At 40.6% G+C, this 21247-nt stretch carries 21 protein-coding genes and 3 pseudogenes; 12 read left to right on the forward strand and 12 right to left on the reverse strand.

Going from position 1 to position 21247, the window contains the following annotated elements; genetic code table 11:
• Positions 1-60 precede the first annotated feature (60 nt).
• Together SD31_RS07250 and SD31_RS07255 are read left to right on the forward strand one after the other, a co-directional pair.
• A complete protein-coding gene (locus SD31_RS07250; protein ID WP_052258757.1) occupies positions 61-351 on the forward strand; it encodes a Crp/Fnr family transcriptional regulator in 291 nt (96 codons plus the stop codon).
• 65 nt (positions 352-416) lie between these two features.
• Entirely contained in the window at positions 417-848 is a 432-nt protein-coding gene (locus SD31_RS07255) for an SRPBCC domain-containing protein (RefSeq protein ID WP_082021863.1), read from the forward strand.
• Between the two features lie 37 nt (positions 849-885).
• Here the strand turns inward: SD31_RS07255 and SD31_RS07260 are convergent, their stop codons facing one another.
• From SD31_RS07260 to SD31_RS07275, 5 genes and pseudogenes are all read right to left on the reverse strand, one after another.
• A complete protein-coding gene (locus SD31_RS07260) occupies positions 886-2163 on the reverse strand; it encodes a M16 family metallopeptidase (RefSeq protein ID WP_039053647.1) in 1278 nt (425 codons plus the stop codon).
• Entirely contained in the window at positions 2153-3406 is a 1254-nt protein-coding gene (locus SD31_RS07265; protein ID WP_039053648.1) for a M16 family metallopeptidase, read from the reverse strand. The genes SD31_RS07260 and SD31_RS07265 overlap by 11 nt, the downstream gene beginning before the upstream one ends.
• Positions 3407-3419: 13 nt before the next feature.
• Positions 3420-4297, reverse strand: a pseudogene (gene hemF / locus SD31_RS07270) (oxygen-dependent coproporphyrinogen oxidase).
• Between the two features lie 24 nt (positions 4298-4321).
• Positions 4322-4570, reverse strand: coding sequence for an NAD(P)H-dependent glycerol-3-phosphate dehydrogenase (locus tag SD31_RS20780; RefSeq protein WP_316929802.1), 249 nt, complete (start codon positions 4568-4570; stop codon positions 4322-4324).
• On the reverse strand, positions 4567-5328 hold the full coding sequence (locus SD31_RS07275; RefSeq protein ID WP_316929803.1) for an NAD(P)H-dependent glycerol-3-phosphate dehydrogenase: 762 nt from the start codon (positions 5326-5328) through the stop codon (positions 4567-4569). Before SD31_RS07275 ends, SD31_RS20780 begins: the two co-directional genes overlap by 4 nt.
• A gap of 120 nt (positions 5329-5448) precedes the next feature.
• Here SD31_RS07275 and SD31_RS20785 point away from each other — a divergent pair, with 120 nt between their 5' ends.
• Entirely contained in the window at positions 5449-6042 is a 594-nt protein-coding gene (locus SD31_RS20785; RefSeq protein ID WP_039053649.1) for a sugar O-acetyltransferase, read from the forward strand.
• Between the two features lie 313 nt (positions 6043-6355).
• On the opposite strand, the gene SD31_RS07285 is transcribed toward SD31_RS20785, so the two are convergent.
• Together SD31_RS07285 and SD31_RS07290 are read right to left on the reverse strand one after the other, a co-directional pair.
• Positions 6356-7009: a hypothetical protein gene (locus tag SD31_RS07285; RefSeq protein ID WP_039053661.1), complete on the reverse strand. Its 654-nt coding sequence runs from the start codon at positions 7007-7009 to the stop codon at positions 6356-6358.
• Between the two features lie 56 nt (positions 7010-7065).
• The gene (locus SD31_RS07290; protein ID WP_039053650.1) at positions 7066-7674 is read right to left on the reverse strand and encodes a WbqC family protein; all 609 of its coding nucleotides are present in this window, start codon (positions 7672-7674) and stop codon (positions 7066-7068) included.
• Positions 7675-7755: 81 nt separating this feature from the next.
• Here SD31_RS07290 and SD31_RS07295 point away from each other — a divergent pair, with 81 nt between their 5' ends.
• From SD31_RS07295 to SD31_RS07325, 8 genes and pseudogenes are all read left to right on the forward strand, one after another.
• Complete coding sequence (locus tag SD31_RS07295) at positions 7756-8406, forward strand: lysophospholipid acyltransferase family protein (RefSeq protein ID WP_262506569.1); 651 nt, start codon at positions 7756-7758, stop codon at positions 8404-8406.
• Positions 8351-8623, forward strand: coding sequence for a lysophospholipid acyltransferase family protein (locus SD31_RS20080; protein ID WP_262506570.1), 273 nt, complete (start codon positions 8351-8353; stop codon positions 8621-8623). The genes SD31_RS07295 and SD31_RS20080 overlap by 56 nt, the downstream gene beginning before the upstream one ends.
• 3 nt (positions 8624-8626) lie before the next feature.
• Entirely contained in the window at positions 8627-9652 is a 1026-nt protein-coding gene (locus tag SD31_RS07300; RefSeq protein WP_039053651.1) for a glycosyltransferase family 2 protein, read from the forward strand.
• A gap of 117 nt (positions 9653-9769) precedes the next feature.
• Positions 9770-11790: pseudogene (ligA, locus tag SD31_RS07305) on the forward strand (NAD-dependent DNA ligase LigA).
• A gap of 24 nt (positions 11791-11814) precedes the next feature.
• A complete protein-coding gene (gene dapA / locus SD31_RS07310) occupies positions 11815-12690 on the forward strand; it encodes a 4-hydroxy-tetrahydrodipicolinate synthase (protein WP_039053652.1) in 876 nt (291 codons plus the stop codon).
• Positions 12691-12832: 142 nt separating this feature from the next.
• Entirely contained in the window at positions 12833-13246 is a 414-nt protein-coding gene (locus SD31_RS07315) for a hypothetical protein (RefSeq protein ID WP_052258760.1), read from the forward strand.
• Between the two features lie 16 nt (positions 13247-13262).
• Entirely contained in the window at positions 13263-14576 is a 1314-nt protein-coding gene (locus tag SD31_RS07320) for a DUF5103 domain-containing protein (RefSeq protein WP_082021864.1), read from the forward strand.
• On the forward strand, positions 14563-16041 hold the full coding sequence (locus SD31_RS07325) for an amino acid permease (protein WP_052258759.1): 1479 nt from the start codon (positions 14563-14565) through the stop codon (positions 16039-16041). The genes SD31_RS07320 and SD31_RS07325 overlap by 14 nt, the downstream gene beginning before the upstream one ends.
• A gap of 21 nt (positions 16042-16062) precedes the next feature.
• On the opposite strand, the gene trxB is transcribed toward SD31_RS07325, so the two are convergent.
• From trxB to SD31_RS07345, 4 genes are all read right to left on the reverse strand, one after another.
• Positions 16063-17019, reverse strand: a complete 957-nt coding sequence (trxB, locus tag SD31_RS07330; RefSeq protein ID WP_039053653.1) for a thioredoxin-disulfide reductase — start codon at positions 17017-17019, stop codon at positions 16063-16065.
• Positions 17020-17050: 31 nt separating this feature from the next.
• Entirely contained in the window at positions 17051-17983 is a 933-nt protein-coding gene (locus SD31_RS07335; protein ID WP_039053654.1) for a 3'-5' exonuclease, read from the reverse strand.
• A gap of 158 nt (positions 17984-18141) precedes the next feature.
• Complete coding sequence (locus SD31_RS07340) at positions 18142-18999, reverse strand: aminotransferase class IV (protein ID WP_039053655.1); 858 nt, start codon at positions 18997-18999, stop codon at positions 18142-18144.
• A 14-nt stretch (positions 19000-19013) separates the two neighbouring features.
• Positions 19014-20048, reverse strand: coding sequence for an RluA family pseudouridine synthase (locus tag SD31_RS07345; RefSeq protein WP_039053656.1), 1035 nt, complete (start codon positions 20046-20048; stop codon positions 19014-19016).
• Between the two features lie 99 nt (positions 20049-20147).
• Here SD31_RS07345 and SD31_RS07350 point away from each other — a divergent pair, with 99 nt between their 5' ends.
• Positions 20148-21029, forward strand: coding sequence for a 1-aminocyclopropane-1-carboxylate deaminase/D-cysteine desulfhydrase (locus tag SD31_RS07350; RefSeq protein WP_039053657.1), 882 nt, complete (start codon positions 20148-20150; stop codon positions 21027-21029).
• Here the strand turns inward: SD31_RS07350 and SD31_RS17260 are convergent.
• Positions 21016-21247 (reverse strand): annotated as a pseudogene (locus SD31_RS17260) (hypothetical protein); the annotation flags it as partial. The gene SD31_RS07350 and the pseudogene SD31_RS17260 sit on opposite strands and share 14 nt — an antisense overlap.

The following is a 21247-nucleotide window of genomic DNA, read 5'->3' on the forward strand; positions in this document are numbered from 1 at the left end:
ACATAAAGCAGGTAAGTACGGTGATGAAATATCCCGGAGTATAAACCTTCTCGCTGGAACATGCAAGCCTTGGTGGACTGCCAGCTTCTTGTCATCACAAAACAAGATTACCTACAAATCCATAACATACTTCCAGATTGGAATGAAGTGGAAAAACATTTTATCATTCACTGCTTCACCACCTTGGAAGAACGTATATATTCTCATATAGCTATGAGTGCGGAAGAACGCTATCAGCTCTTTTTCCAAAATAACAAAGACTTATTTAACCAAATACCTCTGCAATATATCGCATCCATGTTGGGTATAACTCCCGAAACACTGAGCCGAATAAGAAAAAAGCTACTTTGATTTCTTGACATTTGTCAAGAGCAATATGCTCTTCTTCCGAGATCTTTGTAAGCAAAAGAAAAATTATGATTACAAAGACTATAACAACTCAGATTCAGATCCAAGCACCTGCAAACAGGATTTGGCAAATATTAACAGACACGGCATCTTTTCCTTTATGGAATCCATTTATAAAGGAGTTACAAGGAGAGTTAAACGTCGGAAACAAGATAAAAGTTCGCATTCAAAGCTCACCGAACAGCGAAATGACGTTCTCCCCTAAAGTGACTATGATGGAAGCAAATAAGTCTCTACAATGGTTGGGCAAGTTAGGAATATCGGGGCTATTCGACGGAAGGCATCATTTTGAAATTGTAGAACATGCAGATGGAACTTCTACCTTTATACACAAAGAAACCTTCCGTGGACTTATCGTACCTTTTTTCAACACGAAAAATACAAGATTAGGGTTTGAAGCTATGAATAAGGCTCTAAAAAAGAAAGCTGAAAGGCAATAATATGCATTCGGACAGATCAAGTCCGAATGCGTTAGTATTACACCTTTCCTACAACAACTTTGTAGAGCTTATCGTAATCAAAATATTTAATAGCTATGTCCTGCACTTTTGCTGGAGTCATGGCCTTTAATACATCCGAATAATATCTGTAATAATCTAAAGTCAACCCGGAGAAATAGGTAGCTTTAAATTTATCCACATGCGAAAAGATACTTTCCAGACTACCAAGCATCACTCCTTGCATGTAATTGCGAACCAAATCCACTTCTTCCTGCTGTGGAGGTTCACTTCTGAGCCTGTCAAATTCTGTTGCGATTTCTTTCAACGTATCTTGAGTGGAAGCTACACCCACTTCTGTGGCAATAGTAAAAAAGCCCGTGTATTTCAGATTACCTACATAAGAACCTATACTGTAGGTGTATCCTTTCTCCTCACGAATATTACGCATGAGGCGTGAGCCGAAGAATCCTCCAAACAAGGTATTGACAAACTGTAAGGCAGGGAAGTCTTCATGAGCACGTCTAATGGAGGTGGTTCCCAAACGAATAGCGGATTGCAAAGCTTCGGGTTTCTCTACCACTACGACTTCCGTTGTATGTGCATCAAAACTAAGAGCATTTGCGTTAAGCTCTTTCTGTTCGTTTTTCCAATCCTCACCGAAATATTGGCTAACCAAATCATGTATAGGCTTATCGACTCTTCCGGCAATAAATAACGTACAGTTAGAAGGATATATCTGATGCTGGAAAAGATTCAATAGCTGCTCACGTGTCACAGCATCATATTTTTCCTCTGTAGGCAATACACCATAGCGCGTTCCCCGAAAGACAGCATCATAAAAGTATCGCCGTGCCAATACATCGTTTTTCTGGAGCGATATTTGGAGGCTTTGCTTATTGTTACGTATATATGTATTCAACTCTTTCTGTGGCAGGCTTGCATTCCTAAGAATATCGGCCATTATCGGCAAAACCTTATCTGCATATTTATGCATCGTGTATAAGGTTAACGATGTATGGTCTAAGCTGTATTCCGGCATCAGGTAAGCGCCATAAAAATCTATAGTATCGGCAATTTCCTTTGACGAAAGAGTTTGAGTCCCCTCCTTCAACATGGAAGACAGTATTGGATTCAGATAGGCCAGCTCTTCTTGCGTATAGATATTGGCAAACGTAAACTCAAACTTTAGCAGATCCAAGCTTTCAGCTTGAAAAACAAAAGCTTTAAGTCCATTTTTATATACTATTTCTTCCGGCTGTATAATCGTAATATCCTTGATGCTTTGAAAAGCCGGAGGTACTGTTCTATTCAACATGTTCTTTAGCGTTTGATTGATAATAAAGGGTCGATGAATTTTCCTTTCTAAATACGGCATTGGCTACGCGAAGTATATCCTCGGAAGAAACAGCACTATATTTCTCCACTTCCCTATTATAATCTTCTGCCTTGCTCAACATTTCAAAAAACGCTAAGTTCATTGCCTTATCCAGAATGGAGAGTTCGGAAAACAGCATCGTAGATTCTACCTTGTTTTTCACTTTCTGAAGTTCCTGCTCCTCAATACGCTCTTCTTTCAGCCGATCCAGCTGTTGCCAAATATGTTGTTCGGCCTCTTCCAATGAAAGATGTGGCAAAGGCTTTCCTTCTACGACCACCAAGTTGCTGTCTATACTTCCCATCATATAGGCATTGATCTCGCTGAAAAGCTGATGCTCTTTCACCAGTGCACGGTACAAGCGAGATGAAGCACCTCTGGACAAGATATCGGTAATCAGATCAGCAGCATAATAATCTGCTTCCATTCTTTCAGGGCCATGGAAAGCTATATAGATTGCATCCACAGGAACGTCTGCTTTTACCCTTTCGAAGCGTGCTTCGACCTGCTGCGGCTCCTTAGGAATATCCCGCACTACAGGCTCTCCCGATGGAATGTCGCCAAACCATTTCTGCACCAACTGCTTTACCTCATCGAGCTGTACAGCTCCTGCCACCACCATCACAGCGTTCTGAGGAGTATAATATTTCTTGAAAAACGCTTTCACATCTTCCATCGTCGCTTCTTCAATATGCTTAAGTTCCTTGCCTATAGTAGCCCATCGATAAGGATGTACCTTGTAGGCCAAGGGCCTCAGCTTCAACCATACGTCACCATAAGGTTGATTGAGATAACGTTGCTTGAACTCTTCACATACAACCTGACGCTGCACTTCCAAACTTTGATTGCTGAAAGCTAAGCTTAACATACGGTCGCTCTCCAACCAAAAAGCTGTCTCCAGATTGTTTGCCGGAAGCGTAATATAGTAGTTCGTAATATCGTTTGTGGTAAAAGCATTATTCTCCCCTCCTACGGCTTGCAAGGGGGCGTCATAGTTAGGAATATTGACGGAACCTCCGAACATCAGATGTTCGAAAAGATGAGCAAAGCCCGTTTTGTCGGGAGACTCATCACGTGCTCCCACCTTATATAATATGTTGACCACAGCCATTGCTGTGGTATGATCTTCGTGGACCAGTACAGTCAAACCGTTATCCAGCTTGAAACGACTAAAATTTACCATCTAATATCTGCTCTTAAACCCAATTTATATCTTTTTTCAATAAGGATAATGTCTTTTCCTCAGCAGATCCCGCTGCCACCTTATAATCGTAGAACCAGTTAGCCTGTGTAGGTAAACTCATCAGTATGGACTCTATACGTCCGTTAGTCTCTAAGCCGAATTTTGTTCCTGCATCGTACACCAAGTTGAACTCTACATAACGTCCTCTGCGTACCAGTTGCCACTCCTTTTCTTTCTCGGTAAAAGATTGATGACGATGGCGGTTTACCAATTCCGCATAAGTAGGAGCAAAAGTTCTTCCCAAATCACAAGAGAAATTGAAAAGCTCTTCAAGGCTTAATCCCGACTTTTCGGGTGTCAGCTTATCGTAGAATACACCGCCAATACCTCGTGTTTCGTTTCTATGCTTAATAAAAAAGTAATTGTCTGCCCATTTCTTGAACTCTTCATAAAAGGTTGGATGATGCTTATCGCATACCGTTTTCATCTGTTGATGAAAATATTTAGCATCCTCCTCTATCACGTAATGAGGTGTAAGATCGATACCACCACCAAACCAACGTATCTTATCATTCAGCTCAAAATAGCGGATGTTCATATGAATGATTGGCACATGTGGATTGTTGGGATGGATAACGATAGATACGCCGGTAGCGAAAAATTCATCCTCGTCGACACCAAAAGATTTTTTTATAGGTTCCGGCAGTTTACCATGAACTGCCGAAAAGTTTACACCTCCTTTTTCCAGAATATTTCCATTCTGAATGATGCGGGTTCTGCCGCCACCTCCTCCTTCTCTCTGCCAAAGTTCTTCTTGAAATTTAGCTTTGCCATCCAAGGCTCCAAAGCCTGTGTGATTTCATCCTGAATAGTCTGATAGGTTTCAGCAATATGTTCTTTAGTTAATCATCTTACCTACGTTAATTTTTGCGCTAATGTGTTTACTTCTTTTGCTGCCGGACTGTTGTTGTACAGTATTTGATACACCATGTTGCAGATAGGCATGTCCAGATTATATTTGCCGATGATGCGTTGAATACAATCAGAAGCATAATAACCTTCTGCCACCATGTTCATCTCCAGCTGGGCTGACTTCACGCTGTAGCCCTTGCCAATCATGTTTCCGAAAGTTCTGTTGCGACTAAATTGCGAATAGGCCGTCACCAACAGGTCACCCAGATAGCTGACGCCTTGATGTCTCTATCCTTGGGAGCTATAGCCTGCACAAAATATTCCATTTCCCGTATCGCATTGGAGATTAAAACTGACTGGAAGTTATCACCATACCCTAAGCCATGACAAATACCGCCAGCCAAGGCATATATATTTTTCAAAACCGCACCATATTCTATTCCCCAGATGTCGTCGGACAGAATTGTACGAATGTATCTTCCACCGAAGAGTACTGCCACCCTTTCCGCTATGTCGATAGCACTACATCCAAATGTCAGATAGGACAGCTTCTCTGCCGACACCTCCTCGGCATGGCATGGCCCTCCGATGACGACAATATGGTCTAAGGGTATTGCATACGTATCATGCAGGTATTCTCCTACAATCTGATTTTCTTCAGGAATAATACCTTTAATGGCGGACACCACGATTTTTCCTTCAAAATCTTGGACTGTAAGGCCTTTCAACGCATCCTTAAGGTATGCCGCCGGCGTGTTAAGCACCACGATATCCGACTTTTCCACCACCGTACGGACAGCAGTATAAATATGCTTGTTAGGAATTTTAATGTTTACGGCAGAAAGATAACTTGGATTATGTTTGTATTTTTTGATATACTCTATATCCTCAGGCTTGCGTACCCACCAAAACACCTCTTTGTCAACCGTATTATCGGTCAACATTTTAATCATGGCTGTAGCCCAGCTTCCACTTCCGAGAATACCTATTCTATTTTTCTTTATTTCCAAACTTCTCCTTTTTATATGTCCAAAGATACTTATATTTCGGGTATAGCATCGTCTTTAAGCAAATTAATGGTATAAAAATGACTTTTACTTATCTTCAATAAATTATCCTACGACAATGATATGACCGAGAAAGAAAAAATGCTATGTGGTAAGCCTTATAATGCCTCGGACAAAGAATTGCGGCAACAACACCTTCATGCGCAGCAACTTTGCCAACGCTATAACCTAATTGACCCTAAGAATCTACGTCAGCGTAAAGCTCTCATCCGTGGACTTTTTAAAGAGGTTGGAGTTCACTTCTGTGTTGAACAGCCCTTTCATTGTGACTATGGGTTCAACATAAGCATCGGCGAAAATTTCTTTTCCAATTACAACGTGGTAATTTTAGACTGTGCGGAGGTAAATATTGGTGATAACGTCCTACTCGGACCGAATGTATCCATATTCACTTCCGGCCACCCTGTGCATCCGTCATTACGTAATCAAGGAGTGATGTATGCTTTTCCCGTACGCATTGGAAATAACGTATGGATTGGAGGTAATACAGTAATCAATCCGGGTGTAAGCATAGGAGATAATACCGTCATCGGAGCCGGGGCTGTAGTCACCAAAGATATACCCGCAAATGTCGTTGCTGCCGGAAATCCCTGTAAAATATTGCGAACCATTACAGACCAAGACGCACAATACTATTTTAGGAAGATGAAATTTTAAACAAAAGACCCCTTGCTGGCGCAAGGGGCTTTACCAAACCAATTATTAACCTAAATATGAATTATATAATGAATATAATTCGCCCCACTGCCGCAAATTATATGCCAAAACATAGTTTTTATAAAAATTGTTTAATAAAAAATCCCTGAAACGGGCATTTCAGGGATCACTAAACCAATTATTAACCTAAATATGAAATTATGAATATAAACAATATGAAATAATGTATAAATCCTTCTTATTTCACATTTAAAACGTCCGCACACTTACTTTTATTACATTCATAAAGCAGTTTAACATATTTTTAACACTTTTAATCCTTATCAATGATATCTAATACCTTCTCTTTCAACCTTGTAATATCTGACTTGAGCCCAAACAGTATGGTCAAGGCATGAAAAGGTCTCCTCTGAATTTTGGTAAAATGCCGCATATATCCCACTTCTCCTCCGAGGAAAAAACTTTTGAACTTATAGTCTGCTCCAACACCAACTTTTGCACCTACAGCAAAAAAAATTTCGTTATGAATCTTTATCACCTCTCCTATTTCTTGGGCCCGTGGCTCTTTCACCAAGCCAAAACTTGGACCCGCATAAGCATAGGTGTTAAGGCGACTCATCTGCCTACGCAGACCTCCAGCCAAGCTAAGCATATATATGCTCGCCGTCCCATCGTCAATGATATGGGAATAATCCGAATCATGGATTCGCTGCGTATAGTCGAAATTGAATGTATAAAGTGCCGGATATAAATAATATTTGGGATTGTTCAGCGATATATCCAACCCCATACTTCCTGCAAAAAGCTGCGGAGACAACACGTCCTTGCTCTTACCTATAGGTAAAGCCAACCCCGTGCCGGCAAAATAATAGACTTTCCTATAATGAAGGGTGTCTGCTCCCTGCTGGGCAAAACTATAGTATGAAGGAAATACAAGAAGTGTTAATACTAAGATAAATTTATTCATAAAACCTTTCAGGATCTTTGTAGTAAACAACCCAAAAACCTAAAAGGTTTTTAATCTTATAAATAGCTTTTACTTTGTGGTCCTTGATTGAAAATCAGATCCACCACACTTAAATCCGGCAAAAAGCCATGACGGTCTTCGAAAAGCTGATAATAAGGTTTAGGATCTTTCATAATGGATTCCTTTTTCGGATGGATAGCGTCTCTAAAGTCCGCAAAAGGATACTCCTTCTCATAGGTGTCCGTAAAGTTTATCGCCCGTTTGAGCTTAAGACATTTTAACAGCAGTTCGAGCTGAGCCACATTATAGTCAAGCAAGAAGTCATATTTCTTTTCGTAGAAAGGCCGAAAATCATCTTCATAGTATTCGAAGTAAGCCGAACTTCTATATGCGGTCTGCATGCTCAACCAATGCAGACGTTGCCAGTCATGGTCGTAGTTGATACGGATGTCCTTCATGGCTATACGTTCCTTACGTCCATGCTGAATGGGAACAATCAAATCCAATACACCATTCGCCGTGGCTATCCTCGCTCTATTACGGTAGGTCTGCTTCGGGAAATGTTCATATTTGTCCAGCAAAACATCACCCTCGTTTTTCGCTATGGCATGAAAATAAGAAACCGGAGGAAGATAGCTGGCTGCTAAGACGATTGAATTTGACATATTCTCTTACTTATTTTAAAATTTAGGGCAAAAATAAGTTAATTTGAGGATATTTGTACAACAATAAAGCAACAATCATTAATGAGCAAAAGCATCCTTAAAATCGTATTTTGGACTCTTTCCAAGCTTCCTTTCAGCGTGTTGTACCTCTTATCGGATGTATTGTATGTGCTTATATATTATATCATAGGCTACCGTAAAAAAGTAGTTTTCAAAAACTTAAGAAATTCCTTTCCCGAAAAATCAGAAGAAGAAATTCTACATATTGCAAAAAAATTTTATAGATACTTTCCTGATCTTATCGTAGAATGTATCAAAATGGCCAACCTTTCCGCCGAAGAAGTGTTGAAGCGTATGGAGCTAATCAATGAGGAAGAAGTACATCGACACCTCAATGCTGGAAAGGCTATTATCGGTGTGACGGCTCACTACAGCAACTGGGAATGGGGAATCTTCCGGCTTTCATTGCTTACCGAACATCCCAAACTTATTATCTATAAACCTCTCAACAATAAGGCTTTCGACGAAGTATATAACGATATACGTACCCGTTTTGGAGCAACGATGGTGCCTATGAAGCAGATTTTGCGCCATATCGTCAGACTACGCCAATACCCCCCATATCAGCATGTTTGTTGCCGACCAGACGCCTCTTTACCAAGATTCGGACTATTTTATGCCTTTTCTCAATCAGGAAGCATTGGTTTATACCGGTACAGAGCGCATTGCTAAGATGACCAACTTTCCAGTAGTATATTGTCATATAGGCCGAAAAGAAAAAAGAGGGTATTATTACTGTAAATTTACTACATTAGTTGAAGATCCGTCGCAATATGGCGAACACGAAATAACACAGATCCATAACCAATTTACGGAGAAAATGATTAGAGAAAATCCTCCCTATTGGCTGTGGACACATAATAGATGGAAAAGACAGACGAAGGAATAAATCATGACAAATTATCCTAAAGTATCCATAGTCATCTTAAACTGGAACGGTAGATATTTTTTAGAAAAGTTTTTACCATCCGTATATAACAGTACATATCCCAATATAGAATTTGTAGTTGGAGACAACGGTTCTACGGACGACTCTGTAGCTTTTGTGGAAGAATTTTTCCCGCTGGTACGCATTATCGAAAATGACAAAAACTACGGCTTTGCCGGCGGTTATAACAAGATTCTGGAGCAGGTGGATGCCGACTACTATGTCTTGCTGAATTCGGATGTGGAGGTGACACCAAACTGGGTAGAGCCTGTCATCGAGCTCATGGAAAAAGAAGATTTTGTGGCTGCACAGCCCAAAATTCGAGCATACCACAAAAAGACACATTTCGAACATGCGGGAGCAGCAGGTGGCTATATAGACAGTTTAGGATATCCTTTTTGTCGTGGACGTATCCTTCATGTCGTGGAAGAAGACAAAGGTCAGTACGACAATGTCAAAGAAATCTTTTGGGCTACCGGTGCCGCCCTCTTTATCAAGTCTTCGGTATGGAAAGAAGTGGGTGGCTTTGATGCAGACTTCTTCGCCCATATGGAAGAAATAGACCTCTGCTGGAGACTTAAAAATCGGGGCTATAGGATCGGCTATTGTCCGGACAGCGTAGTGTATCACGTGGGAGGAGGAACATTAAACACCAGTAACCCTAAAAAAACTTACCTCAATTTTAGGAATAACCTCATCATGCTTCAGAAGAACCTCCCAACAGTAAAGGCTGTTGCTGTGATTTTTATCCGCTTCTGGATGGACCTGCTGGCACTTATCCAGTTTTTGGTGCAAGGAAAAGCCAAAGATGCATGGGCAATAAGCCGTGCACATCAGCACTTTCTTCTTCATTTGTTTAAAAACTCTAAAAAACGCAAAAAAAATTCAGCAAAAACAAACAATTTTGGCATATATAGAAAATCCATCATTTGGGATTTTTATGTGAATAAAATTCATAAATTCTCAAACTTATCAGCAGATAATTTTTAGCATCACTTTTTTCATCGAATAACCCCATTTTCAAACCTTTATCTTATGAGTTATAACTCATAAAATATTGGTTTTTAAATTATTTTAAGCATTTAAATTTTATTAATTTCGTCGCGTATGTCACAAGATATTCAAGCAAAAATCGCACAATTAACAGCTGAACTTAACGAATACAATTACCAATATTATGTATTGGCAAACCCCGTTATTTCGGACTATGAATTTGACATCAAGCTAAAAGAGTTAGAGCGTTTAGAAAAAGAATATCCACAATATAGAGATCCAAATTCACCTACCCTGAAAGTAGGTGGTGACATCACCTGCAAATTCAATACGGTAAAGCATCGCTGGCCGATGCTGTCTTTAAGCAACACTTACAGTGAGCAGGAGCTGAGGGATTTTGACCTCCGTGTGCAAAAAGCTATAGGCCATCCCGTGGATTACGTCTGTGAGCTTAAATTCGACGGTATCTCCATCTCCCTTACCTATGAAAAGGGCAAACTTACACATGCAGTGACACGCGGTGACGGTATGCAGGGCGATGAAGTTACTCAAAATGTTAAAACTATACGCAAGATTCCGCATCAGCTGAAACAAGGTGACTATCCCGACCTGTTTGAAATACGTGGCGAGATTTTCATGCATAAAGCAGCATTCTTGAGATTAAATAAAGAACGTGAAGAAAACGGTGAACAAACATACGCCAACCCACGCAACTTCACCGCAGGAACGATAAAACTACAGGACTCTTCCGAAGTAGCCAAACGACCATTGGATTGCTTCTTGTATTTCTTGTATATGGACAACCGCAATAAGTTGTTCTCCACGCACTGGGAAAGTCTTCAAAAAGTGAAAGAATGGGGATTCCCTGTGTCAGAACACACCAAACTTTGCAGCTCCATAGACGAAGTATTAGAGTTTATCCATTACTGGGACCAAGCAAGACACAAACTCTCTTTCGAAATTGATGGTATAGTTATTAAGGTTAACGAATATCCGTACCAAGAAGAGTTAGGCTTCACCGCCAAATCGCCACGCTGGGCAACCTCGTTTAAGTTTAAGGCCGAACAGGTTGAAACTACCCTGCTCAGTGTAAGCTATCAGGTAGGCCGAACAGGAGTTGTCACACCGGTAGCTAATCTAAAACCGGTGCCGCTGGCAGGGACAACAGTGAAAAGAGCCTCCCTACACAATGCCAACGAAATTGCAAGGCTGGACCTTCACGAAGGAGACTCCGTCTTTGTGGAAAAAGGAGGCGAAATCATTCCTAAAATTATTGCAGCAAACCCTGAAAAACGCAAACCTGACGCCAAGCCTATAGTATACCCTACCCACTGTCCGGAGTGTAACACACCACTGATAAGGCAGGAAGGTGAAGCTGTACACTACTGTCCTAACGAAAATGGATGTAAACCTCAGATTGTCGGTAAAGTGCAGCACTTCATCGGCCGTAAAATGATGGACATTCAAGGTCTGGGAGATGAAACAATAGAAACATTCTACCGTTTGGGGTTGGTACGTCATATTTCGGACCTATATACCTACATCACAGACGCGAAGAGCTGGTAACCATAGAGCGCTTTGGCCAGAAGTCCATAGACAACCTGCTCAAAGGTATTGAAGATTCCAAAAGTAAACCTTTCGAGAAAGTGTTGTTTGCCTTGGGCATACGTCATGTAGGAGAAACGGTAGCAAAAAAACTAGCGCAGCATTTCAAATCCTTAGATAACTTACAAGCAGCAAGTATTGAGGAAATCGCTTCCGTACAGGATATAGGAATCCGTATCGCGGAAAGTATCCATCAATATCTACACAATACCGATAATATAGCAGAGCTGAATAAGCTGAAAAGTTACGGTCTTCAATTCCACATAGAAGAAAAAGAAGTTGTTAGAGCAGGCAACAGCTTGGAAGGAAAAACCTTCCTCATCTCAGGAGTTTTTGCTGACTACTCTAGAGAGCAGCTTACCGAACTTATAGAGTCTCATGGCGGCAAAATGCTGAGCAGCATCTCATCCAAGCTCAACTTCTTGGTAGCAGGTGACAAGATGGGGCCTTCAAAACTAGTTAAAGCACAAAAACTAAATATCCCAATCATTTCCGATCAGGAATTGTTGGCTATGATTAATAAAGAATAAAGTAAAATAATAATTATCAAAAAGATGACGGAGATTCAAGGAGCAGGTGTAGCATTGATTACACCTTTTCATGCAGATGGAAGTATTGATTTTGAAACTTTAGGAAATCTTATAGAGTTTCAAATAAGTGAAGGAATGGACTATTTGGTTTCATTAGGAACTACCGGTGAGACTGCAACATTAAGCTCTGAAGAAAAGAAGAAGGTTTGGCAATTCACCAAGGATAAGGTCAAGGGCAGAGTGCCACTAGTAGCCGGCATTGGCGGCAATAACACCCTAGAGATTGTAGAAGCCGTAAAAAACTTCGACACAGAAGGTTTCTGCGCCATACTTTCTGTATCTCCCTACTACAACAAACCAACACAAGAAGGCATATATCAACACTATAAAGCTATAGCTGAAGTATCTAAACTACCGATAATTCTATATAATGTTCCGGGAAGGACCGGCTCCAATATTTCAGCAGAAACTACTTTACGTTTGGCAAAAGAATTTAAAAATATAGTAGCTATAAAAGAGGCCTCCGGAAATTTTGCACAATTTTCGGAAATACTTCGCGACAAGCCGGGACATTTTCAGCTCATCTCAGGCGACGATCCGGCGACATTGCCAATGATGGCTTTGGGAGCCATTGGTATCATCTCCGTAGTCGGTAATGCTTACCCTAAATATGTATCTACCTTAGCCCATCTATGCGTGGAAGGTAAGTATAGTGAAGCTAGAGATATACACTACAAACTTCTGGAAATAACCGAATTATGCTTTGTTGAAGGAAATCCTTGCGGCGTAAAATATATTCTGAAAGAACTTGGATTCGGAGAAGATTATGTCCGCTTGCCACTAGTTCGGGTAAGCTCCAAAACACAGCAGCGTATCCAAGAAGCGATGCGCTCATTATAAAACTACACACGCTTTATACAGAAGCCTTTCCCTGCGAAAGGCTTTTTTATTATAGCCCTAAAGCTACAACTTTAATTTTCTATATAAGTGAAGATATATAAATTATAAAACATTAATTATATTTATGTATCAAGATAAAAATATGGAAACAGCATCAACACAAAATACATCACAAAAAGTAAAGTCTAAGGTTAAATCTTTCTTGGCTTGGCTAGTGCTTATCCTCTTCTTAGCAGCAGGCGGCTATGTATATTGGAAATACTATTTTGTATTTGGGGAAGGTGTAAAGTCGGGCTATCTCAACTACGCTGTCAAGAAAGGTAATCTGTTTAAAACGTACGAAGGAAAGCTCATCCAAGAAGGTTTTGGTAGTGGAAGAGCTGGCACCTTGACTAGCAACGAATTCGTTTTTTCTATAGAAAGCGACTCCATCTTTCATATTCTTGAAAGCAATAGCGGAAAATTCTTCGACCTGCACTACAAAGAATATCATGGCGTATTGCCGTGGCGCGGAAATACTGTTTATATCGTGGATAAAATCGTTAACATGAAATAATATAGTAAAACTTTAGATGGTTAATTACAAATCATTGTTTTTCACAATATTATTACACTCTGTAATAGTTGTTTTTGCTCAAAAACCATCCTCCAAAAGTAACCTACTACTTACTGAAAAGAGTCCACTGGAATATAAAAACAAAGTTTATCTATCTACGATAAAGACCGTACAGGTTTTCCCGGAAGATCAGGAAGGCTCTCTTCCTATCATAACTTTAGGAACCTCAGAAAAGATAAAAGTATCTTTTGATGATTTGCGTGCAGATATAAGATCGTTGTATTACAGTCTTGAACATTGCAACGCCGACGGGAGCCCCAGCAACTTACCTGCAATGGACTATGCCGGCGGTTTCAATGAAGCACGCATCGAAGAAATCAAATTGTCACAAAATACACGGATTCCCTATACACATTATAGTTTTACCTTTCCTAACGAGTATGTGAAGCCAAAGCTTGGAGGAAACTACCTGCTGAAAGTCTATGAAAGTGGCGATAAAAGCAGACTGATACTTACCTCAAAAATATTCGTAGTAAAGCCGCTTTCCCATTTGGAAATAGCAGTACTTCCCTCTTCCAGAATAGACAGTAAAAGAGAATATCAAAAGCTAAATATCACGCTGAAAACAGCAATAGAAATCAGCAATCCTCAAACTCAGTTTCAACTTCATGTATTACAGAATCAGCGTGAAGACAGCAAACAAATCTTACGGTTACCTACCAAGGTAGAAGCCCACAAATTAATCTTTGATGCGCCTACGACCTTGGAGTTTAAAGCTAACAACGAATTTAGAACAGCAGACATCCGCAGTATAAGAAATGCCTCTTCCTCCATTAAAGAAATTATTCGTGGAGACACCACAAAGGTCATTTTATTTGCCGATAAAGATTTAAAAACGAATAATTATATCTATATTCCCGATGACAACGGACGTTATTTCATCCGTAACTTGGACTATGAAAGTGCAGAAATACAAAGTGAGTATGTGCTTGTACGTTTCGCTTTGACAGCGGATAAAAAAAAGGAAGAAAATATTTATATAATCGGTGGTTTCAATAATTTTGAGAAAGATTCTACGAATAAATTAACCTATGACGAAAGAAATACTTTATGGACCACTACCCTCTTATTAAAACAGGGGTTATACAACTATGAGTATAATGCGATAAAAAACAACAAATTAATTACCGACTTATTTTCGGGTTCGCATTTTGAGACAGAAAATGAATATATTGCCATAGCTTATTACAGAAAGCCCGGAACATACTGGGATGAAATTATCGGTATAGGGCATCAACACATTAACACAAACAAAGGTGAAAGAGAATAACGAAAAGAAACTTAAAAGAGGACTAAGCAACAGACACATTCAGCTTATCGCTATCGGAGGTGCCGTAGGGACAGGTCTTTTTCTTGGCATTGGCAAGGCAGCAATTTTGGCTGGTCCTGCCGTAATCTTGGGATATGCCATTGCAGGCTTATTTGCTTTTTTTATTTTGCGCCAATTGGGAGAAATGGTAGTTGACGAACCCGTATCGGGCAGTTTCTCTTATTTCGCCAACAAATATTGGGGACCTTTTGCCGGTTACGCTTCGGGATGGAACTATTGGATTCTATACATCCTAGTAAGTATGGCTGAGCTTACTGCCATTGGTGTTTATATTCAGTTTTGGTGGCCCGACATACCCCTTTGGGTTTCCAGCTTATTCTTCTTTATCGTGATAAATGCTATCAACCTGACCTCCGTGAAAGTTTATGGAGAAACCGAATTTTGGTTTTCCATAATCAAAGTGTCAGCTATCATTGCCATGATATTGTTTGGCTCATATCTGCTTATTACGGGAGCTAAGGGCGATCAAGCTACAGTAATGAACCTTGTCAATGATGGTGGTTTTTTCCCAAAGGGATGGTTTCAACAGAATGAAGATGGCAGTTATCAAGGGCTGTTGGCAGCTTTGGTCATCATCATGTTCTCTTTCGGCGGGCTGGAACTAGTTGGAATCACGGCCGCGGAAGCCGAAAATCCGGAGAAGAACATTCCTAAAGCTACCAACCAGGTGTTGGTAAGGATTCTCATATTCTACGTAGGAGCTTTATTTATTCTTTTTTCCTTGATGCCTTGGCGAAATATTACCGCCAATACCAGTCCTTTTGTGGAAGTTTTCAACGTGTTGGAAGGTAAAAACTTCACGCTTTTCGGTCAGACTTACAACTTTATGGGACTTATCGCCAATGCGCTTAACCTTATCGTATTGACTGCCGCCCTGTCGGTATACAACAGCTGTGTATATAGTAACTCACGCATGCTTTACGGCCTTGCGGAGCAAGGCAATGCCCCGCGCTTCCTAAAGAAGCTTAACAAGAACCATGCTCCCGTGACAGCTTTGCTCGTGTCCGCGGCATTCGTGACCATATGTATCATCATCAATAAGATTATGCCGGAGCAAGCCTTGGAAATATTAATGTCCCTAGTTGTTTCAGCCTTGATCATCAACTGGATTATGATATCTTGGACGCACCTTTACTTCAAAAAAAGCAAGGTCAAAGAAAACCATAAGACAAAGTTCCCTAGTCTTTTGTACCCTTGGAGCAATTATCTTACTTTGTTCTTTTTGTTTGGCGTGCTGGCTATGATGTGGCTTACAGGTTTACGTATCTCGGTAGAGCTTATACCTATATGGCTGCTCATCCTTTATATCTCTTATCGTATTACAAAACGAAAAAAAACTAACACAAACAGCATAAAACAAAGAGAGCTTCCTTTCGGAAGCTCTCTTTGTTTTAAATATGAATGAATAGACTAAATATTTTTAGGATTAATCTTCTTTAGTGGCAAGATAACGTTCTGCTTCTAGTGCGGCCATACATCCTGTTCCGGCAGCGGTGATAGCCTGTCTGTACACATGGTCTTGGACGTCTCCTGCAGCAAAAACACCAGGAATATTGGTTGCTGTAGAATCTGGCTTCGTAATCAAATAACCTGTTTCGTCCATATCCAAAATTCCTTGGAACAGCTCGGTATTCGGTTTATGACCGATAGCAACGAAGAAACCAGTTACCGCCAATTCTTTGGTTTCGTTGGTCTTATTGTTTCTGACACGCACTCCTGTCACCACCTGGCCATCTCCTAGAATTTCTTCTGTTTCGGTATTATACAACACTTCAATATTTGGTGTATTGATTACACGGTGATACATAGCTTTAGAAGCGCGGAATTCGTCACGACGTACCAACATATACACCTTATTACATAGTTTTGCTAGATAGGTAGCCTCTTCGGCGGCAGTATCTCCGCCCCCCACGATAGCCACATCCTGACCTTTGAAGAAGAAACCGTCACATACAGCACAGGCAGAAACCCCAAACCCATTATATTTCTGTTCTGACTCTAATCCTAACCATTTGGCAGTGGCCCCAGTAGCGATAATCACCGTATCCGCAGAGACAACAGTATTTCCGTCAATCTCGGCATAGTGAAGACCTCCATCTTTGGAAAAATCCACTTTAGTAACATAACCGAAACGCACCTGCGTACCGAAACGTTCAGCCTGCAGCTTTAAGTCTTCCATGAGCTCCGGCCCTTTGATTCCATTGGGATAACCTGGGAAATTATCCACCTCAGTGGTTTGTGTTAGCTGACCTCCCGGTACGATGCCCGTATATACTACAGGTTTTAAATCTGCACGTGCAGCATAAATAGCTGCCGTATAGCCTGCAGGCCCCGAGCCGATAATCAAACACTTAATATGCTCTGCTACTTGTTCTTTATTCATCGAATATTATTTTATACTTTTACTTTTTACTTTATTTATTACCAAATTTATTTTTCAAACTCATAAGCATGTCATTCGTGATAGGCTCAGGCTTCTTGTCCGTCTTTTGGATGTTTTCTTTGTGTTCCACCTTTGACGGCTGCTGTTTTTGTTCGGCCTTAGCATTTTTGAAAGCAATCCACTCCTTCTCCAAGATACGTTTAGTATACAATGGAAAATCACCGTTTTGCATCCAAGCATAATAGCTAGGCTCGCTTTCAAAGACGTCTTTCAGTCTCTTTCCCTTATGTTTACCGAAGTTTATGAGCACCTCTCCTTCTTCATCGTAGACAAAACGTCCTGCGAAGTCTACTGGACGCGACAGATTGGTAAAGCGGTGCAAGGCCTCCACATCATTTACCACCGGATAAGAGACATTGCCATGCTTATCGACAAAGCTTTCATTTTCGTACTTCGACAACTGTGCTTTCAACACTTCATACGTTGCCCGCACATCATCCTCGGCCTGATGGGCATTGTCCAATTCTTTACCACAATAAAACTTATAGGCTGCCTTCAGCGTACGTTGCTCCATCTGATGGAAAATGTTCTGTACATCCACGAAAGAACGTCCCTCCAGACTGAAGTCTATTCCTGCAGCAAGAAATTCTTCCATCAGCATAGGCACGTCAAACTTGTTAGAATTGTAGCCCGCCAAATCGGCGTCACCTATAAAATCTGCTATCTCCTGAGCTATATCTTTGAATGTAGGGGCATCCTTTACATCTTCATCGTATATACCATGGAACATTGAAGATTCCTTCGGAATAGGAATGCCAGGGTTTACTCTCCTTGTATAGACCTCTTCCGAATTGTCCACATTAACTTTCAGAATAGAAATTTCTACAATCTTATCCGTAGCAATATTAACTCCTGTTGTCTCTAGATCAAAAAATGCTAACGGTCTTTTCAGTTTTAATTCCATGTAATACTACTATTGAGATGATGCCCTTGCAGACACAACCATGTTTTTTGTTAAACAAAAATAAGGAAATGCCTACGTAGCAAAAACTTATTTCAACTTATAAATGATATTATGAGATATTTTCAACAAAAGTAAGGTAACTTCCGAAAAGTTATCGATTACTCCTCTTTATTATAGGACCAGTTTAATAATTTTTCTTGCATCAGCCTTGAAATTTTGTTGAAGTAGCGCTTCTGCTTATATCCCATGACCCACTGTATTCCTTGTACTGCATTGGTGCAAAACAGCTCGTCAGCCTTTTTCATAATTTCCGGGTTAATCTGCGCTTCCACGACCGGAATCCCCTCATCTGCCGCCATATCCATCACGACTTTGCGCATGATACCTTCTACACATCCCTGATTTAAAGCAGGTGTATACAGCACTTTATCGAAGTAAACGAAAATGTTGGAGGTCAATGCCTCACAGAGAAACCCCTCCTGATTGAGAATAAAGACATCATCATACTCAAACTTACGTTTGAAGTTTCCAGCCAACACATAAACCAAGGCATTGTTGGTCTTCAACGCCGAAAGATCGCTATACGGCTTCTTAACTTCCGTAAACAGGTCGACGATTAGGCCTACCTTTTTATCCCTTACTTCCGTCTCTAGCTTATGTACTTGGAGGATGAAGGCCGACTTATTGGTTACGGGCGTATAGATGCCTCCTCCCTCACGAAAGACGATAAGGCGTACCCGCACCCTTTGCCCCAACATATTGTTTTTTCGGATAAGATCATCTGTTATTTTCTTGATAAAGTATGCATCAAACATGGACACCTGTTCCAACTGTAGCTTCTGCATACCTCGCTGAAGTCTGTCCACATGAAGATGTAGAAAACGTATTTCTCCTCCCTGATACAGCATGGTCTCAAAAAGACCATCCCCATAGCGGAGTGCACGGCTATCCACAGAAAATAGCTTGGAATCTTCAGGAACAATCTGTCCGTTAAAATTTATATAGTGTATCGGCATATTCTTTTCCTTTCTTAACTATTCATCTGTTGAGCATAAGCTCTCCATCTTTCCAACACTTGTTCCATATCTTGTGGCAGAGGCACCTCAAAGTCCATTCTCTGTTTGCTGACAGGATGCTCAAATCCTAAAGATTTAGCATGAAGTGCCTGTCTAGGTAAAATAGATAAACAGTTATCCACAAACTGCTTATACTTACTAAAGGAAGTGCCTTTCACAATGCGGTCGCCTCCATAACTGGTATCGCCAAATAGCGGATGACCTATAGACTTCATATGTGCTCGGATCTGATGGGTGCGTCCTGTTTCCAGCTGACACTCTATGAGTGTTACCATCCCTAATCTTTCCAAAACCTTATAATGGGTGACCGACCATTTACCTTTTTCTGGGTCATCATATAGCGACATGATACGTCGGTCTTTTATATCTCTTCCTATATATCCGCTCACGGTCCCATCCTGCTCTATATCTCCCCATACTAGAGCTACATACTTACGGCTTATAGAATGTTCGAAAAATTGCTTAGCCAGATACGTCATGGCCCATTCATTCTTGGCAATGATAAGCAGCCCTGAAGTGTCTTTGTCGATACGGTGCACCAAACCCGGACGACCGGTATTCCCCGGCATCACCGGCAGCTGATTAAGGTGATAAGTCAAAGCATTGACTAACGTACCACTGTAATTATTGTAGCCCGGATGCACAACCATACCGGCCTCTTTATTTACCAAAAGCACATCATCATCCTCATAAACTATATCTATTGGAATATCTTCCGGATAAACTTCCGTATCTCGTGGAGGGTCAGGCAACACCACCGTAATAATGTCCGCTGGTTTTACCTTATAGCTCGCCTTGATAGTTTTATCATTGACCCTTACCGAACCGGAATCTATGGCATTCTGTATGCGATTACGGGAGGTGTTCTCAATCCTATTCATCAAGAACTTGTCAATACGTACGGGATTGACTCCCTTCTCAACCACGATACGTACGTGCTCGTATAACTCCTGCTCTTCCTGTTCGATTAATTCTATATCTTCTGACATTCTACAAAAGTAAAGGAAATCACGCAAAATCTATTAACTTTGGCTCTGCTACAATTAAAATTATTGGAGTTTATATAGATTATTTTTTGCTTTCCACTTATGCATATTTATAGTCCGGAACAAAAGGTTGAGCATCCTTTATATAAGCAGCATCGTGTAGAGGTCTTTATGAAAAGGGACGACATGATACACCCCTTTATTTCGGGGAATAAGTGGCGAAAGCTTAAATATAATCTTCAGAAAGCACAGCAAGAGAACAAAAAGATTGTAGTGACTTTAGGCGGGGCATGGTCCAACCATTTACTAGCTACAGCCTGTGCTGGAGCAACATTTAATCTTAAAACAATTGGTTTTGTAAGAGGAGAAGAAGTCCGAAATCCCGTACTCGATATGTGTAGACTCTTCGGCATGAAACTCCTTTTTGTCTCAAGAGAAGAGTACAAAGACAAAGATGCCCTCTTTTATCAACTGGAAAACAAAGACGATTACTTCTTTATCAATGAAGGGGGCTCAGGTTTGGAGGCTACGTGGGGGTGTAAAGAGCTAATATCCGAACTCAAACAAGAGTATGATCATATCTTTTGTGCCGCGGGAACAGGAACTACTGCAGCAGGCATAGCTATAGGTATTAATGACCATAAATGGAAAACGCTATTACACGTTGTTCCTGTTTTGAAGAATGGGGAATTTATCTTGGATGAAATAAAAAAATTCAATGCTCCAACAGACCAGACAATACTCCATCTTGATTATCATTTTGGGGGATATGCTAAGACAAAGCCTGATTTGCTTGCCTTTGTACAAGAATTCGTTGCTTCGACAGGAATAATGATCGAACCTACCTATACCGGGAAAGTGGCATATGCGTTACACGACTTGATTAAAAAAGGTTATTTCACTGAAAACAGCAGAATTTTGTTTATCCATACAGGAGGCCTTACAGGACTATTAGGACATCTAGACAAATTTAAGAAAGGCTAAGAATCTGATGTTCAACGCCATTGAAAGCGAAGTTTTCCCCCTCCTTTTTACCTTGTAGCACCTGACCTATGGGTGAAACAAGAGAAATACAGTAAATTGTATTCTTTCCTACAGGAACTACCCCAATACTGTAAGCCAAGAAAAAGATAGATTTATCCGTTTTCACCAAAGAGCCTAAGCCAACAGCATCTGTCCGTGTTTCCTGAGACTGCCAAGCA

The organism is Sphingobacterium sp. T2 (assembly GCF_000814685.1).
In the GTDB taxonomy this organism is placed as follows: Bacteria; Bacteroidota; Bacteroidia; order Sphingobacteriales; family Sphingobacteriaceae; genus Sphingobacterium; species Sphingobacterium thermophilum.